Consider the following 16709-nt stretch of genomic DNA (forward strand, 5'->3'; position numbering starts at 1 on the left):
AGTTTTTAGCAGCTTGGCCAGTCCATAGTCTCCATTGCCGGCGTTGTTGCTGACGATGGTCAGGTTCTTGCGACCTAGTTCAATCAGTCCGTCAATCAGCTCGGCGGGTTGACCGGCTGTTCCAAAACCACCAATCAGGATGGTGGCACCGTCGTGGATCTGGGAGAGCGCTTCCGTTAGGGTCGCTGCACTTTTATCTATCATTAGATAACTCCAATGTGCATCTAGCAAATTTGAAAGGAAGGAAAACAGACATGAAGAAGGAGATGAATGAGAGATACAAATCACTATTCCTTAGTCATTTAGTAGGATTCCCTTGTTTGATCATTTTTTATAATTTTATGGTTGAGCGCTAGAGCAACACACAAGGTTTTGTTCGATTTATAAAAATTATGTTCGATGTTCGAACAAAACATCATTTAATTGATCCATTTTCAGAGTATAGTAAGCATGCAATATGACCTGTATTGTAACGAACATATTTTGAGTGCGTCATGGATAGAAATTCAGTCAGAGAAGAAAATATTCTTCAAAATCCTGCCAATAAAAAAACGATTCGTCATGAAGACTTTGTTGCAGGTATTAGCAAAGGTCTGGCAATACTTGATAGCTTTGGCACAGATCGTCATCGCCTTAATATTACCATGGCAGCCGAACGCACCGGCATGACGCGCGCAGCAGCACGTCGGCATCTACTCACGCTGGAGTATCTTGGTTATCTAGATTCAGATGGTCATTACTTTTATTTAACACCAAAAATTTTAAAATTTTCAGGCTCTTATTTGGGCGGTGCCCAGCTTCCAAAAATTTCGCAACCCCTGCTCAACTTACTGACCACACAAACTTCCTTAATCTACTCCGTGATGGTATTAGATGGATATGAAGCCATTACCATTGCACGTAGCGCAGCGCATCAACAGACAGATCGTGTAAATCCTTACGGATTACATTTGGGCAATCGACTTCCTGCACATGCCACCTCAGCTGGAAAAATTCTGTTGGCCTATCTAGATGATTTCGCACAACAAGAATGGCTAAATCAGTACCCTTTACAGCGTTTAACCAAGTATACCCATACCGATAATGTGATTTTTCTAGATCTATTATCTGAAATTAAAGAACAGGGTTGGTGTTATTCAAGTGAAGAACATGAACTCGGTGTACATGCACTGGCTGTTCCTATTTATGGGCAGCAATCACGTGTGGTGGCCGCCCTCAATATTGTGTCGCCCACGATGCGAACCACAAAAGAATATCTGATTCAGCATATCTTGCCACTATTGCAAGAAACAGCACGTGAGTTACGCAATATTTTATAATTCATTTTCCATACATCTTGTTCGATGATCGTATCTGATCATTTTATAAAGAAATACTCAGCCTCATCATGGGCTGAGTATAATAACAGTGAAAATGTCGCGCTTAAAATGTATATCAATAGAATCTGATGCCTTCAAGCATCATCTGTTTTTTAAAAAGCAAAGTCCTCTTCACTCAATGCCATTACAGAGGAAGCGCCTGATTTAATTGAAGCGGCATGGCTTTGTGTTCTGGTCAGCAGCTTATCGAAGAAGAAATTCGCAGTCTTAATTTTAGCCGCATAAAAACGAGTATCCTGTGCTGTGTTTTGTTGTTTCTCATAGGCAACTTGTGCCATTTTTGCCCACAGATAAGCAAATACTACATAACCAGAATAATATAAGTAATCAACACTGGCAGCGCCAATTTCTTCAGGATTTTGCTTTGCAACCGTTGTAATCTCTTGAGTAAGATTCAACCACTCTCCTTTTAATGCAATGAGCTTTTCAATATATAGACTCAACGCTGGATCTGCATGATGCGCTGCAATAAATGTATCGATCAAATTAAGCATATTGTTCAGAAGTTTACCCTTAGACTTTAATACTTTACGCGCAAGTAAGTCGATCGACTGGATTTCAGTGGTTCCCTCATAAAGCGTAGAAATTCTGGCATCGCGTGCAATTTGCTCCATACCATGTTCTACAATAAATCCATGACCACCAAATATTTGAATACCATGTTTGGCCGACTCATTGCCTGTTTCGGTCAAAAATGCCTTGGCAATTGGAGTTAAAAAGGCCAGTAGTTCATCGGAGTGTTGAATTTGGGCAGGATCATTTGATTTTTCGATAATATCTGCATGCTGTGCTAAAAAATACACAAGTGCACGGCCGCCTTCTGCAAAAGCTTTTTGCGTCATTAACATATTACGAACAGCGGGATGGACAATAATCGGATCGGCATTTTTTTCGGGATAATGTGCACCCGTAAGTCCACGCATAGCCAAACGATCTTTGGCATAAGCCAAAGCCCCTTGAAAGGCTATTTGTGATGCTGCAAGTCCTTGTACAGCCGTTCCAATACGTGCAGTATTCATAAAGGTAAACATACAATTGAGCCCACGATGTGGCGGACCAATTAAGTAGCCTATTGCTCGATCAAAATGGAGTGCGCAGGTCGCGTTCCCATGAATCCCCATCTTATGCTCGATTGATGTACACAGCACTGCATTTCGATCTGTAATATTTCCCGCCTCATCAAGATTAAATTTTGGCACAATAAAAAGCGAAATGCCTTTGGTCCCAGCAGGTGCATCAGGCAAACGTGCCAGCACAATATGTACAATATTTTCGGTTAAATCGTGCTCTCCGGCAGAAATAAAGATTTTCTCACCTGAAATTGCATAACTCCCGTTTGCATTGGGTTCTGCTTTTGTACGTATCAAGCCTAAATCTGATCCGGCATGTGACTCGGTGAGGCACATGGTGCCTGTCCATTCGCCTGTAATCAGTTTACTCAGAAATTTTTGTTTTTGTTCAGGTGTACCATGATGCTCAAGCGTACGCATTGCACCATGTGAAAGCCCTTGATACATGGCCCAAGACCAATTCGAGCCACACAACATTTCAGAAATTGCGATTCGAAGCAAGGTTGGCATCCCTTGCCCGCCATATTCGGGATCTGCTGTCAAGGATGGAAAACCCAGCTCGGCATATTTTTGATGCGCTGCTTTAAAGCCTTTTGGCGTGGTCACAACACCTTCATGTAATCGACACCCGTGCTGATCACCAGATTGATTGAGCAGTGCAATTTCATTTTCACAAAAATCTGCGGCTGCCTCTAAATACTGATTGATCACCTCTGTGCTGAGCATATCCTTATAATCATGAAATTGCTGATATGTAGTTTCAACCTCTAAAAGCTCATGTAAAACAAATTGCATATCACGAAGTGGCGCTTGATAAACCGGCATCTCTGTAATCCCTTGCAGTGTTGTAAGTGATGGATAGACACATCCAATCTTGTCATTCTATGAGTCAAAAATAACCAATTTAATTTCATAATGCAAAATTAATTTCTGCAAAATAACATGAATTCAAGGTTAACTATGCAAATATATAGATTAGAGGAATTTTTATTTTAAAAATAAATGAATAATTACAATATCTTAATAACTTATCAACGTATTAATAAAAATATTAAATAAAAACTGAAAATAAATTTAATTTTTGTTATGCAAAATTATATTTTGAATAATTTGTTTTTATAGTATGTTTAATTCTCTTTTATTCTACCATTTAACAAGGATGTCATATGCAAACGGGTCTTGAGTTTTTAACCGCTTTAAAACAAGGAGAAGTAGATGCCTCCCCAATGGCACACACCTTGCCAATGGAATTGATTGAAGCATCTGAAGGAAAAGTGGTGTATAGAGTGACTCCCAATAAGAGCCACTTAAATGTACAAGGTGGCGTACACGGCGGTTTTTGTGCCACTGCTTTAGATACATCTACGGGTGGCGCAGCACATTCGGTACTCGGCCCAAATACGGGCTACGGCACCATTGATTTAAATGTAAAGATGATCCGTCCTATGCAAATAGATACCGCCTATTATGCGCATGGGGAGCTGATTAATGCGGGACGGAATATCATTACCACCGAGGGTAAAATTGTTGATGATCAAGGTAAGATTTATGCCTTTGCCTCAGCAACCTTTATGATTATTCGACGTTAAGTCAGCGCGATGAAACGCTTTGTTTAGTCGCAATCAGCCGAGCGATTCATGATATAAAAATCATAACGGTCAATCATAAAACTGAGTATCGCCATACCTAAACCTATACTTGCACAGGCGGTCCAGCCCCAATGTTTCCAAGCATAGACCGCCATGAGTGAGCCCAGTGCAGCACCTGCAAAATACAATGTCATGTAAATCGAGTTAATTCTTGATCTTGCCTGAAGTGAGATCCGATAGACCAGATTTTGATTCAATACGTGTAATGCAGATAATCCAAAATAGGCCAAAATCACACCTGAAGCATAAAGAATCAATGATTTTTGGGCGAAAAATAATGGAAACCATGCTGCTATAAGTAAGATCAAACTGAGCAATGCGGTTAAATTTTCTTGTTTTTTAGCAATTTTTTTACCTGCCCAATGTGTCGCAAATACACCAGCCAGCCCTACCACACCAAATACACCAATTTGAAAATCATTAAAATAGTAAGGTGCATTGGCCAGTAAAAAAGTCATGGTGGTAAAAATGAGCGCTAAAATTCCAAAACCGATACCACCTACAATACCACGCCGAATCAAATGTGGCTCATGTGTGGCAAGCGTAAAAAGTGATACATAGATTTGCCAAAGTTTGATCTGCGCGCTTCGATGTGCTTCAGGTAAACGAAACCAAACCACAATTGCAAAAATCAGGATTAATCCACCACTGAGCAAATAGACCGCATGCCACGACCACAATGTAGAGATCAAGCCTGCAACAGATCGGGCCAATAAAATCCCCATAAACAGGCCACTCATGAGCGTACCCACAATGCGGGGGCTTTGCTGTGTAGAGACCAGCCCAGCAGCAAAAGGAACCAGCACTTGTGTCGATACCGAAAAAAATGTCGACATGAATGTTAAAACATACAACGCACTCAGGTTTGGACTAAATGAAATGCCGATTTGTGAAAATCCGGTGCATAACATTAACAGAACGATATAGCGTCTTTTTTCAAAAAAGTCGCCCAGCGGCACCAGTAAAAACAGCCCCACCGCATATGAGAGCTGCCCAATCACAATCACTAGTGCCGCTTGATCTGGACTGACTCCTAATGCGTGCGCGATAGAATAGATCAACGGCTGATTATAATAGTTTGAGCCTGCACAAATGCCGCATGTCATGGCCAAGATAAATACCAAACCTCGTGACATGTTCAAGGGTTGACCAGCAGACTGCATGACATTTTGCATTGTATTTAGATCATCCCAAACTAGAATTTGTACATAGAGACAACATTGATTCGTGATACATCGGCGGTACGACCATCAAACACTTTTCGCTGCCCCTGATGATATTCAATACCGAAATCGAGTTGAGTATTCGGACTATAAAATAAGTTTGCTACGTAATCGACAAGCTGCTTATTGGCATCGGGATTTAGTTTTGCATAGGTGGTACGATCGTCATACTTAAATAACGATGCCGACCAGTTGGTGCGCCAATACGGACTAAACTTATAGGTATATCCTAAATTAAAGGCATGCAACTTATTCATGACCAATGCCGTTTTATCCTGATTTAAAGAAAAGTCTCCAGCAGCATTGAGCGTAGATGCATTGGCCAGCCCACTTTGCGCGGTATAAGGCATAAATTTTTGATCGCCCACGATATATTGATAATTGGCTTGAATCGATTGCATAGGTGTAAAGGCATATTTTAAGCCACCACCAGCGCCCCAACTGATTTTTTTAATATTCTCTGTACCAACATCGACCGATTTTTCATTGACAAAACCTTGTGCCAAAACCAAGAGTGGGCCTTGTTTATAACTATAACGTGTGGTGAAAGACGGCAACGCCGATACACGTGAACCGGTGTATTCCAGTGCCAATTTCAAGTCCTGCTGAGCATCTATTTTCCAGTCATATCGTACTTGTGGCAGGCGGGTGTATGAGGTACCTAAGAACTGCGTATAATCGACAGATTCCGTTCGAGTTTCCATATTCGACATCAAGGACCATGTTTGACCAAAAGTCCAATCTTTATAAGTGAAAAATGCATGTCGGATACGGAATTTACCATCCCCTGTACCCATGGTCGAGCTGTCAAAAAAGTCTGCTTCGACATTACCTAAAATTGTTTTATCGGGATTATTAAAATACACGCCGATTCGACTGGCATTAATACTGGCATCCGAACGTGCGTGATTGGCTCTGGTGCTACTTTCAAAAGGTGTACGATATAGACTACTCGTAGTACGTCCGCCACTGTCTGGTGAAGACTGAAAATCTACAGCGGCATCAAGACGTGCAATTCCATACACCTTCACTTGATCCGTCCAATTGACCCAAGACGGTGGAATTACTTTATCTTTTGGGGCTGTATTTTGAGGTGTACTCACTTGCTGTGCCTGAACACTTTCAACCGATTGATTTTGTTGTTTTTGCTGAGCCAAATCGGCCTTTAAGCGCGCTAACTCCATCTCTAATGTCTGAATTCGTTGTTCTGTAGTACCCGAATTTGCAAAAAGCGCTCCTGAGGCCGTGGTACAAGCCACAGCCAGTAATAGTTTTTTCATCTTTTATCCTTAAAGATTTTATTTTGATTTCAACCTGCGAGATCACACTGCTGTACTGATCACATCATCATGCAGCGGCTCTTGCATCAGTTAATTTACATCCGGTCACAGCCTGCAATGCTTCAAATGTTAGTCCGTCGACCATTTCAATGACATGCGCCTGACCTGCTTTTAATTCAATCACACATAGATCGGTGTAAATTCGATCCACACATTGCTGCCCAGTAATCGGATAATGTAGTGTTTCCACAATTTTGGGTTCACCTTTTTTGGTGATGTGTTCCATATATACAAAAATGCTTTTTGCACCAACTGCCAGATCCATTGCGCCGCCGACCGCAGGTAAGTCATCGGCTCGCCCTGTGTGCCAATTGGCCAGATCTCCATTGACTGCCACCTGAAACGCTCCGATCACACAAATATCCAGATGGCCGCCACGCATAATGTCAAACGAATCACCGTGATGCATAAAACATCCACCATCAAGGAGCGTCACCAACTCTTTTCCTGCATTGACCAGATCGGGATCTTCTGCACCTGCTATAGGTGGTGGACCAAATGCCAAGACACCATTTTCCGAGTGCAAGAAAATCTCTTTGTCCTTTGGCAAATATTTCGCCACATGTGTAGGAAGGCCAATTCCTAAGTTTACGTAGGCACCATCAGGGATATCCTGTGCAATGAGCGCAGCAATTTCTTCGCGATTTCTTTTTTGAACATGCATTAAATGTCTCCTACTGCAACGACATGTTGAACAAAAATCCCGGGGGTAATGATACATTCAGGATCGAGTGTTCCCAGCTCAACGGTTTGGTTCACTTGTACAATGGTCTGTTTTGCAGCTTTGGCCATAATAGGACCAAAGTTTCGGGCAGCTTTTCGGTAAGTTAGATTTCCCCATCGATCCGCTTTATCTGCATAAATCAGGGCATAGTCCGCTTCTAATGGATATTCAAGTACATAGTTTTTACCATTGATATGACGTGTCTCTTTTCCTTCGGCAATTTTGGTTCCATAGCCGGTTGGGGTAAAAATTGCGCCCAGACCAGCGCCAGCAGCTTGAATTCGACAGGCCAAATTACCTTGAGGCACCAGTTCAAGTTCAATTTTCCCTGCACGATATAAATCTGCAAATACTGTCGAGCTGATGGATTTAGGATACGAACTGATTAACTTTTTCACTCGACCGGCCAAAAATAGCTTGGTGAGCCCTCCCGGCCCAGAAGATGCGTTATTGTTAATAATGGTCAGATCTTTGGTGCCAATATCAATGAGCGCTTCAATTAAGGCTTCGGGCTGCCCTGTCGTACCAAAGCCACTGGTCATAATGGTTGCACCATCTGGAATCGATTTTAAGACCGACTCTATATTTGTCGTGATTTTATTCACCATAATCATCTATTCCTTGAATGGTTTCGATAAACAAACCGGATTCAATCCGCACGTTGCGGATCGTATAAACGATCCTTAATCAGTAATGTCGGGATGAGGCCACACATAAAATAAGCCACGCCCATGAGTAACAATCCGGCACCGATGGAGTTGTGCATGGCAAGATATCCAATCGCGATCGGTGCAAAAATAGCCCCAATACGTCCGATGTTGAAGGCACCACCCACTGCTGTACCACGAATCGAGGTTGGAAAACTTTCAGTTAAATAGGTCGCATTGATGGCATACGGAATCCCGTAGAGAAAACCAAAGATCAGCATCAGCCAGCCAATGTTCTGAGCGGTATGAAAGTAGACCACAACCGGTATAAACAGGGCTGTTCCAAAGGTGCCAAAAGCAAACACAATGCGTCGACCAATACGATCCGCTACAAAACCGGCCACTACTTTTGCAAACATCATGGTAATAAAGGTACCAATCATGTATACCGCCATCTCTTTAAACTTGATGCCGAGTTCGGCCTCAAGATAAGCAGGCAGCCAGTTACTGACTCCAAAGTAACCAAACAGTAAAAATCCAGAACTAAACGACCAGAGCATCAGCATTCTGCCGTGCTGTTTATCTTTAAAAAGAGCGATATATGGGTTTTTCGATTGAGCATGATTTGTGGGTGCAGCATGCAACTTTAACTCACGTGCACGTTGCCAAGAGGCAGGTTCTGGTACCAGCATCCACATCAAAATAGCCAGTACAATGGGAATGATGGTGATGAAATACAGCATTCGCCAGCCAAACTCTGGAATAATCCAACCCGATAACCCAGTAATAACTAACGAGCCCAAGGTATATCCCGTCATGAGTGTGGCCAGAACTGTGGTGCGATATTTGGTTGGCACCAATTCCGACATTAGGGTATTACAGGCGATATACAGGCACCCCAGCCCCATGCAGGTAATCGTTCTTAAAATTGCGATTTGAGTATAAGACTGCGCAAAACCCGTACATGCAGATAAAATTGCAAATGCGGCAGTGGCAATCACAATAATCCGGACGCGACCAAAACGATCACTGGCCCAACCACCCGCCAATCCGCCAATGGCCATGCCTAAAATTGACCAGCTTCCCAGCGCTCCTGCTTGAACACTGGTCAAGCCAAACTCCGCCTTTAAACTAGTCAATGTAAATGCCAAAATTCCGATGTCGGCACCGTCGCACAATAAAACAAAAAAACAAAAAATAAATGCAGTCATCCAGATGCGCTTAGGCGTTTGAACCACGTCATTTTGTATCGAATCTAAAACTTCCATTTTCATTGATACACCTTTTTTAATTGATCCATTGTTCTCATTATTGTTGCTAAAATCATTTGAAATCTTTTCTACGCATTTAAAATTACGTAGAGTTAATCTGCTTTTTGTGGATTAAACAAACGATCTTTAATAAATAACAAAGGAATGACACCACAAATAAAATACGCAGCAGCCATCACGAGTAGCCCTAAACCAATAGAACCTTGCTGTGATAAATAACCAATGGTAAGTGGAGAAAAAATAGAGAGCACTTTGCCTACGTTATAGGCACCCCCAACGGCAGAGCCACGCATTGAGGTTGGAAAGCTTTCGGTCATGTATGTGGCATTAATTGCATACGGAATGCCATATAAAAACCCAAACATCAACATGAGCCATAAGATATTCATAGGCGTGTTTAAATAAACAATCACCGGAATAAACAGTGCGGTACCAATCGTACCAAAGGCAAAAACAGCGCGTCTGCCCAAACGGTCGGCAATCATACCGGCAATAATTTTGGCAAAGATCATGATCATAAAGGTACCGACCATATACATGGCCATCTCTTTAAATTTAATACCAAGATCAGATTCTAAATAGGCAGGTAACCAGTTACTCACACCATAATAACCAAACTGTAAGGCACCTGTACTCACCACCCAAAGTAAGAACATGACGCCATGACGACGCTCTTTAAAGATTTCCCGATATGGATTTGTAGATTTTACAGCTAGTTGCTGGGCATGCACACGAGCACGTCGTTCGAATGATATTTTCCATGATGCTGGCTCAGGCACCATAAAATGCATAAAAAATGATAATACAATAGGTGTAATCGATAACCAGTACAAATAGCGCCAGCCATGATCGGGAATAATATGTCCCGCGAGTAAGGTTGCAAGCAATGAGCCTAAAGTATAGCCGGTCATGAGTGTCGCCAAGACGGTGGTGCGGTGTTTGGTAGGCACCATTTCAGACATCAGCACATTACACGCGATATATAGCGCACCAAGCCCCATTGCTCCAAGCACACGTATACATGCAAATTGCATATAAGATTGAGTAAATCCGAGCGCACAGGTGAGAATCGACGAGTACGCAACAAAAAAAACAATAATTCTGACTCGTCCAAAACGGTCACATGCCCAACCACCAAACAAGCCGCCTATAGCCGATCCGAGTAAAGTCAAACTGCCTAAAGTACCAGCCTGTACTCCCGTGAGGTGAAACTCTGCCTTTAAGCTAGTTAAGCTTAGTGCCAGAAATCCAAGGTCTGCGCCATCGCACAATAGCGCTAAAAAAGCAAAAACAAACGCGGTAATCCAAATCTTTTTGGGTGTTTCAATCACTGCAACAGGACGATCTTGTGTAATTGTATCCGTTGTCATGTCTATTTCCTCAGACAATTAAATGATGAGGCATCCTCTGCCTCATATACTTATGTTTAGTGTGTAATATCCTTAATCATGTTTTTGGCAATAATGAGCTGTTGAACCTGAGTTGTGCCTTCGTATAAACGGAACAAACGAACATCTCGATAAAAACGTTCGATTGAATATTCGCTGATATATCCAGCGCCGCCGTGTATCTGTACGCAGCGATCTGCCACACGGCCACACATTTCAGTAGCAAACATCTTGGCACATGAGGCTTCTGTACTGATATTCTGACCATCATCACGACGTCGGGCCGCATCAAGCACCATGCATTTTGCTGCATAAATCTCAGCTTTTGAATCGGCCAGCATGGCTTGAATCAATTGAAAACTGGCAATCGGTTGACCAAATTGTTTACGTTCTACCGCATAACGCAGTGCATCATCGAGCATGCGCTCGGCAATTCCGACACTATACGCACCAATGTGTAAACGCCCTTTATCGAGTACCTTCATTGCGGTTTTAAAGCCAACGCCCTCTACGCCTCCAATCAGTGCTGAAGCCGGAACACGACAATTTTCAAAAATAACATCACAGGTATGTGAGCCTTTCTGGCCCATTTTCTTGTCGATTTTTCCTAACGATATTCCTGGTGTATTGGCCTCAACCAAAAATGCTGAAATTCCTCCTGCCCCCTTGATCTCTGGATTGGTTCGCGCCATCACGGTAAAGGTTGCAGCATGTGGTGCATTGGTGATGTAGCGTTTGGTTCCATTGATCACATAAAAGTCACCGTCTTTCACTGCTGTCGTTTTTAAGGATGCTGCATCAGATCCTGCTTCTGGTTCAGTGAGGCAAAACGAACCAATAATCTCACCGCTGGCATATTTGGGCAGGTATTTCTGCTTTTGTTCATCTGTACCATCAATAATTAAGCCACTCGAGCCAATGCCATTATTTGTTCCAATCAGTGAACGAAACGCTGGCGATGTATGTCCCAATTCAAATGCAACATTGACCTCTTCTTCCATGGTAATACCAAGGCCGCCATATTCTTCTGGAATGGTTAATCCGAATAGGCCCATTTCACGCATTTGCTGCACGATATCCTGTGGAATACGGTCATTTTCATCTACTTCGTGCTCTCTGGGAATCAATTCATTGCGGACAAAGTCTCGAATGGTTGAAAGTAACTGCTGCAACATTCCATCATCGCGGATCATGTGTGTTCTCCCTGTCCACCAAATTCACATATCTAAAATAATTTAAACTAATTTCATACTACGAGAACTAAAACCAAATTTACAATACTTTTTAAAAATAAATTTCGTTAAACGAAATTTTTTATCGTAATTTTGAATTTTTGATGCTTTATTTTGTTTATTTTTTAAAAATGATATGCAATTAAGGAAAAAGTACTTGAAAAAAAATCACAAATATTCATGATATGAGGAACAGTATTTTGATGTGCGAAATTAAGGATAATAAAATGACAAATCTTAAACAGGAATGTTTCGTAGAAGTCGATTATTCAGTTAAGAACATAGCCGTTGTGAAAATTAATCGACCAGAAGCAAAAAATGCGCTCAATACGCAAATCCGTAAAGATTTGGCTCGAGCATTTAACGATTTAAGCTTTAATGATGATATTCATGCGATTGTACTCACTGGTGGAGACTCGGTATTTGCTGCGGGTGCAGATTTAAAAGAAATGGCAAATGCCACCTCTACAGAGATGTTGCTCAGACACACCGAACGTTACTGGAATGCCATTGCGCAGTGTCCAAAACCAATTATTGCAGCAGTGAACGGCTTTGCCTTGGGTGGTGGCTGTGAGCTTGCAATGCATAGTGACATTATCATTGCCGGAAAAAGTGCCAATTTTGGCCAGCCAGAAATTAAAGTGGGACTTATGCCGGGTGCAGGTGGAACGCAGCGCCTGTTTCGTGCGGTCGGTAAATTTCACGCCATGCGCATGATCATGACTGGTGTATTGGTACCTGCCGATGAAGCCTATCGCATTGGGCTGGTATCTCAAGTAACCGAAGATGCAGACACGATTCCAACTGCCATCAAAATGGCAGAAAACCTTGCCGCAATGCCGCCTATCGCGCTACAGCAGATTAAAGAAGTGGCGCTACACAGTGAAGATGTACCTCTCAATGCAGGACTGACATTAGAACGGAAGTCTTTTCAACTGCTTTTTTCAACACAAGATAAATCTGAAGGTATTCAGTCCTTTATGGAAAAACGTAAACCCGTTTATCAGGGCAAATAATTTTTAAACTTGTGCAACGTTTAAGAGAATAATCAAATACCCGAGGAACGACGGTATGACACAGCAAATACAACATATAGGGATTATTGGGGTCGGCATTATGGGCAGTGGAATTGCCCAAATTGCAGCTCAATCAGGACATACCACCTATTTGTATGACACTAAAGAAGGCGCAGCCTTACAAGCCAAAGATAAACTGGCTGAAACCCTCAATAAACTGGTCGAAAAAAATAAAATTACGTCTGAACAGGCTCAAAAGGCCATCGACTGCCTGATCGTGACCGAAAGCCTACCTGATCTGAAAGTATGTGATCTGATTATTGAGGCAATTATTGAGCGGCTAGACATCAAACAGGCCTTAATGCAGCAGCTTGAAGAGATTGTGTCAGACAGCACGATTTTAGCTTCTAACACCTCATCCCTGTCTGTGACTGCGATTGCGGCGCAGTGTCGTATTCCAGAACGTGTAATTGGTTATCATTTTTTTAACCCTGTTCCACTTATGAAAGTGGTCGAAGTCATACAAGGTTTAAAAACCGATGCAAAACATGTAGAGACCATGACTCAACTGTCTCATGCATTTGGACATCGGGCAGTCGTGGCAAAAGACACACCGGGCTTTATCGTAAACCATGCCGGCCGTGGCTATGGCACTGAAGCACTGAAAATACTCAATGAATCAGTTACAACGTTCAGCGAAATTGACCGGATATTAAGAGAGGGTGTTGGCTTTAAAATGGGGCCATTTGAGCTACTCGATCTGACCGGATTAGATGTATCGCATCCTGTCATGGAGTCTATTTATCAGCAATATTATCAAGAGCCACGCTATCGTCCAAACCCGCTTACCCAACAACTTCTAGCGGGTAAACAGCTTGGACGTAAGACCGGTCAGGGCTTTTATCGTTACGAAGCTGGTAAAAAAACCAATGAAGCCGCCCCCTCACATGTCGCTCGGCTTGAGCAATATCCAGCGGTCTGGGTTGCAGCAGATTATACGGCCGACCAAGATGCCCTGATCCATTATTTAAAACAACAGCAGATCACAATGGATAACGGCGCAACACCGCAGCCAGACAGCTTATGTTTATTGGCCTGCTACGGCGAAGATACAACACATGCCGCAAAGCGATTAGGACTCGATGCCAAACAATGCGTTGCGATTGATCTACTGTATGGGCTTGAGCGCCATCGAACCTTGATGCCTTCACTAATAACACGACCAGAACTTTACCAAGCTGCACATTCTATTTTCAACCTTGACGGCGTTGGTGCAAGCACGATTGCAGAAAGTGTTGGCTTTGTTGCGCAGCGCGTACTGGCCATGGTGATTAACTTGGGCTGTGACATGGCTCAGCAAGGTATTGCAACCGTAGATGACATCAATGCAGCAGTACGTTTGGGCTTAGGCTATCCACACGGCCCTATTGAGTGGGGCGAAGTAGTGGGCGCCGATAAGATTTTACTGATTCTCACGCGCATCTCGGCACTTACCCTGGATCCACGTTATCGACCTAGTCCATGGCTGCAGCGTAGAGTGACATTACAATTACCCCTTACCTATAGCGCATCATAATTTAGGATTTCAGACATGTTAAATGCATATATTTACGACGGATTACGTACACCATTTGGTCGCCATGCAGGTGAATTGGCCTCGATTCGACCAGACGATTTGGCCGCATTGGTCATTCAACGACTCATTGAAAAAACCGGCGTACCGGGTGCAGACATTGAAGATGTTATTTTAGGGGATACCAATCAAGCGGGTGAAGACAGTCGCAATATTGCGCGGCATGCTGCATTACTCGCAGGCTTACCCGTAACGGTACCGGGTCAGACGATCAATCGTCTCTGTGCGAGCGGCCTTGGGGCAGTCATCGATTCGGCACGTGCAATTACCTGTGGTGAAGGCGATTTATACATTGCGGGTGGAGTAGAAAGCATGTCTAGAGCGCCATTTGTGATGGGCAAGGCAGAAAGTGCGTTTAGCCGCGAAGCAAAAATTTATGACACCACCATTGGTACCCGCTTCCCAAATAAAAAAATTACCGCGCAGTTTGGTGGGCACTCCATGCCTGAAACAGGCGACAATGTTGCGGTGGAATATGGTATAGACCGTGCACAGGCCGATCAGTTTGCAGCAGATTCACAGGCAAAATACCAGCAAGCCAAACAAGATGGTTTTTTTACTGACGAAATCACGCCTGTTGAAGTGCCTCAGGGTAAGAAACTGCCACCTAAACTCATCTGCGAAGATGAACACCCTCGCCCAAGCTCTACCGTCGATGCCTTGAGTAAACTTAAGCCTCTTTTTGAAGGTGGTGTAGTGACAGCAGGTAATGCATCAGGGATTAATGATGGTGCAGCGGCACTGCTGATCGGTTCTGAACAGGCGGGTCAAAAATATGGATTAAAGCCTATGGCTAAAATACTTTCTGCGGCAGCAGCAGGTATTGAACCTCGAATTATGGGTGCTGGCCCAATTGAAGCCATCAAAAAAGCAGTACAGCGTGCAGGACTTACGCTAGATGATTTAGATATTATCGAAATTAATGAAGCCTTTGCCTCACAAGTACTCTCATGTTTAAAGGGATTAGGCATTTCGCTTGATGACCCGCGTGTAAACCCAAACGGCGGCGCTATTGCAATTGGGCATCCACTGGGCGCTTCCGGTGCACGTTTAGCTCTTACGGTTGCTAGAGAACTTCAGCGTCATAATAAACGGTATGCGGTGGTGAGCTTGTGTATTGGTGTAGGACAAGGCTTAGCGATGGTCATTGAAAATGTTTCTGGATAATTGATCTGCCCTACATGTATTCATCAGATCCATTCATCGTATCTTGCGATGAATGGATGATACTTACAATACAAAATGAAATGCTCTATTATCGGTCTTTAGCCTTCTGTTTGAGCATGGAATGTCGCAAAGTACTGAACTTAAAAAAAATGATAAACCACTCAATTTTGATGAAATTCGTTTAGATCCAATTTCCCATATTCATCGAGAAAACAATCCTCAGTTTATTGCGTCTTTGGCACGTGGCCTTGAACTTCTGCGTTGTTTTTCTTTACAGCACCAAGTTCTTGGTAATCTCGAGCTGGCAAAAATGACAGGACTACCTAAACCTACCATTGCCAGAATAACCAATACGCTAGTTTGCTTAGGCTATTTAAAACAAATGCCAGATTCTCCAAAATATATGCTGGATATTGGCGTATTGTCTTTGGGTTATGCCGCGCTCTCGAATTTAACTGTGCGTAGTACTGCACATCGCTATATGGAAGAAATGAGCCAATATGCTCAGGCACCCGTTGCATTGGCAGCGCGTGATCGTCTAAATATGCTCTATCTGGATGTTGTTCAAACCAATAGTAAAATTCGTCGCCCGATTGGTTCCACCTTACCACTTTATAGCAGTTCTATGGGACGAGCTTGCCTTGCTGCGACACCAGAATTTGAACGTAAACGCTTACTTGAGGCGATTCAGAAGAAACATCCTGAAGAATGGCCACAAATTGAAATGATGCTCAAAAAAGCATTTGATGAGTACGCCCAGCACGGATATTGTTTGTCTCTGGGCGATTGGCAACAAGGCATTAACTCAGTTGCAGTACCCCTCGTCAGTTTAAAGCACGGCATTTATGTATTTAACTGCGGCTCGCCTTCTTATTTGCTCAGCGCAGAAAAATTAGTCGACGAGATCGGGCCACGCTTGAAATATATGGTGCACAGTATTCAAGATGCGCTGACTGAGAGCCTGTGATCT

The 16709-nt window shown here is 43.0% G+C and carries 15 protein-coding genes; 6 read left to right on the forward strand and 9 right to left on the reverse strand.

Going from position 1 to position 16709, the window contains the following annotated elements; translation table 11 throughout:
• On the reverse strand, positions 1-204 hold a 204-nt coding region (locus tag L2096_RS15320; protein WP_284444944.1), incomplete at its 3' end, for a CoA-transferase.
• 290 nt (positions 205-494) lie between these two features.
• Here L2096_RS15320 and pcaU point away from each other — a divergent pair.
• The gene (pcaU, locus tag L2096_RS15325; RefSeq protein WP_004937819.1) at positions 495-1319 is read left to right on the forward strand and encodes an IclR family transcriptional regulator PcaU; all 825 of its coding nucleotides are present in this window, start codon (positions 495-497) and stop codon (positions 1317-1319) included.
• Positions 1320-1471: 152 nt separating this feature from the next.
• Here the strand turns inward: pcaU and L2096_RS15330 are convergent, their stop codons facing one another.
• Complete coding sequence (locus L2096_RS15330) at positions 1472-3274, reverse strand: acyl-CoA dehydrogenase C-terminal domain-containing protein (protein WP_250365776.1); 1803 nt, start codon at positions 3272-3274, stop codon at positions 1472-1474.
• A 341-nt stretch (positions 3275-3615) separates the two neighbouring features.
• On the opposite strand from L2096_RS15330, the gene L2096_RS15335 reads away from it, so the two are divergent.
• Positions 3616-4038, forward strand: a complete 423-nt coding sequence (locus L2096_RS15335; RefSeq protein ID WP_151815772.1) for a PaaI family thioesterase — start codon at positions 3616-3618, stop codon at positions 4036-4038.
• A gap of 23 nt (positions 4039-4061) precedes the next feature.
• Here L2096_RS15335 and L2096_RS15340 read toward each other — a convergent pair whose 3' ends face one another.
• The 7 genes from L2096_RS15340 to L2096_RS15370 all read right to left on the reverse strand — a co-directional run bounded on the left by L2096_RS15340 (position 4062) and on the right by L2096_RS15370 (position 11884).
• Positions 4062-5273, reverse strand: coding sequence for an MFS transporter (locus L2096_RS15340; protein WP_250365777.1), 1212 nt, complete (start codon positions 5271-5273; stop codon positions 4062-4064).
• Between the two features lie 20 nt (positions 5274-5293).
• Positions 5294-6601, reverse strand: a complete 1308-nt coding sequence (gene dcaP, locus L2096_RS15345; protein ID WP_151795612.1) for an outer membrane trimeric porin-like protein DcaP — start codon at positions 6599-6601, stop codon at positions 5294-5296.
• 67 nt (positions 6602-6668) lie between these two features.
• Entirely contained in the window at positions 6669-7325 is a 657-nt protein-coding gene (locus L2096_RS15350; protein WP_250365778.1) for a 3-oxoacid CoA-transferase subunit B, read from the reverse strand.
• Entirely contained in the window at positions 7325-7993 is a 669-nt protein-coding gene (locus L2096_RS15355; protein WP_004937825.1) for a 3-oxoacid CoA-transferase subunit A, read from the reverse strand. Before L2096_RS15355 ends, L2096_RS15350 begins: the two co-directional genes overlap by 1 nt.
• A gap of 41 nt (positions 7994-8034) precedes the next feature.
• Entirely contained in the window at positions 8035-9306 is a 1272-nt protein-coding gene (locus tag L2096_RS15360) for an MFS transporter (RefSeq protein WP_004937826.1), read from the reverse strand.
• Positions 9307-9395: 89 nt separating this feature from the next.
• Positions 9396-10673, reverse strand: a complete 1278-nt coding sequence (locus L2096_RS15365; RefSeq protein ID WP_250365779.1) for an MFS transporter — start codon at positions 10671-10673, stop codon at positions 9396-9398.
• Between the two features lie 56 nt (positions 10674-10729).
• Positions 10730-11884 (reverse strand): acyl-CoA dehydrogenase family protein, encoded by a 1155-nt coding sequence (locus tag L2096_RS15370; protein WP_004937831.1) that lies wholly within the window; start codon positions 11882-11884, stop codon positions 10730-10732.
• Between the two features lie 266 nt (positions 11885-12150).
• Here L2096_RS15370 and L2096_RS15375 point away from each other — a divergent pair, with 266 nt between their 5' ends.
• From L2096_RS15375 to L2096_RS15390, 4 genes are all read left to right on the forward strand, one after another.
• Positions 12151-12939: an enoyl-CoA hydratase gene (locus L2096_RS15375; RefSeq protein ID WP_250365780.1), complete on the forward strand. Its 789-nt coding sequence runs from the start codon at positions 12151-12153 to the stop codon at positions 12937-12939.
• Between the two features lie 55 nt (positions 12940-12994).
• Positions 12995-14515, forward strand: a complete 1521-nt coding sequence (locus tag L2096_RS15380) for a 3-hydroxyacyl-CoA dehydrogenase (RefSeq protein WP_250365781.1) — start codon at positions 12995-12997, stop codon at positions 14513-14515.
• A gap of 15 nt (positions 14516-14530) precedes the next feature.
• Positions 14531-15739 (forward strand): 3-oxoadipyl-CoA thiolase, encoded by a 1209-nt coding sequence (locus tag L2096_RS15385; RefSeq protein WP_250365782.1) that lies wholly within the window; start codon positions 14531-14533, stop codon positions 15737-15739.
• A gap of 121 nt (positions 15740-15860) precedes the next feature.
• A complete protein-coding gene (locus L2096_RS15390; protein WP_076032411.1) occupies positions 15861-16706 on the forward strand; it encodes an IclR family transcriptional regulator in 846 nt (281 codons plus the stop codon).
• Positions 16707-16709: the final 3 nt, after the last annotated feature.

This window comes from Acinetobacter sp. ACZLY 512 (assembly GCF_023614015.1).
GTDB classification, from domain to species: domain Bacteria; phylum Pseudomonadota; class Gammaproteobacteria; order Pseudomonadales; family Moraxellaceae; genus Acinetobacter; species Acinetobacter soli.

Bases quoted from the DNA above. Each gene is read 5' to 3' on its own strand.
- L2096_RS15390 (WP_076032411.1), top strand. From the start codon at position 15,861: ATGTCGCAAAGTACTGAACTTAAAAAAAATGATAAACCACTCAATTTT.
- L2096_RS15335 (WP_151815772.1), top strand. From the start codon at position 3,616: ATGCAAACGGGTCTTGAGTTTTTAACCGCTTTAAAACAAGGAGAAGTA.
- pcaU (WP_004937819.1), top strand. From the start codon at position 495: ATGGATAGAAATTCAGTCAGAGAAGAAAATATTCTTCAAAATCCTGCC.
- L2096_RS15370 (WP_004937831.1), bottom strand. From the start codon at position 11,884: ATGATCCGCGATGATGGAATGTTGCAGCAGTTACTTTCAACCATTCGA.
- L2096_RS15365 (WP_250365779.1), bottom strand. From the start codon at position 10,673: ATGACAACGGATACAATTACACAAGATCGTCCTGTTGCAGTGATTGAA.
- L2096_RS15385 (WP_250365782.1), top strand. From the start codon at position 14,531: ATGTTAAATGCATATATTTACGACGGATTACGTACACCATTTGGTCGC.
- L2096_RS15360 (WP_004937826.1), bottom strand. From the start codon at position 9,306: ATGAAAATGGAAGTTTTAGATTCGATACAAAATGACGTGGTTCAAACG.
- L2096_RS15330 (WP_250365776.1), bottom strand. From the start codon at position 3,274: ATGCCGGTTTATCAAGCGCCACTTCGTGATATGCAATTTGTTTTACAT.
- L2096_RS15355 (WP_004937825.1), bottom strand. From the start codon at position 7,993: ATGGTGAATAAAATCACGACAAATATAGAGTCGGTCTTAAAATCGATT.
- dcaP (WP_151795612.1), bottom strand. From the start codon at position 6,601: ATGAAAAAACTATTACTGGCTGTGGCTTGTACCACGGCCTCAGGAGCG.
- L2096_RS15380 (WP_250365781.1), top strand. From the start codon at position 12,995: ATGACACAGCAAATACAACATATAGGGATTATTGGGGTCGGCATTATG.
- L2096_RS15340 (WP_250365777.1), bottom strand. From the start codon at position 5,273: ATGCAAAATGTCATGCAGTCTGCTGGTCAACCCTTGAACATGTCACGA.
- L2096_RS15350 (WP_250365778.1), bottom strand. From the start codon at position 7,325: ATGCATGTTCAAAAAAGAAATCGCGAAGAAATTGCTGCGCTCATTGCA.
- L2096_RS15375 (WP_250365780.1), top strand. From the start codon at position 12,151: ATGACAAATCTTAAACAGGAATGTTTCGTAGAAGTCGATTATTCAGTT.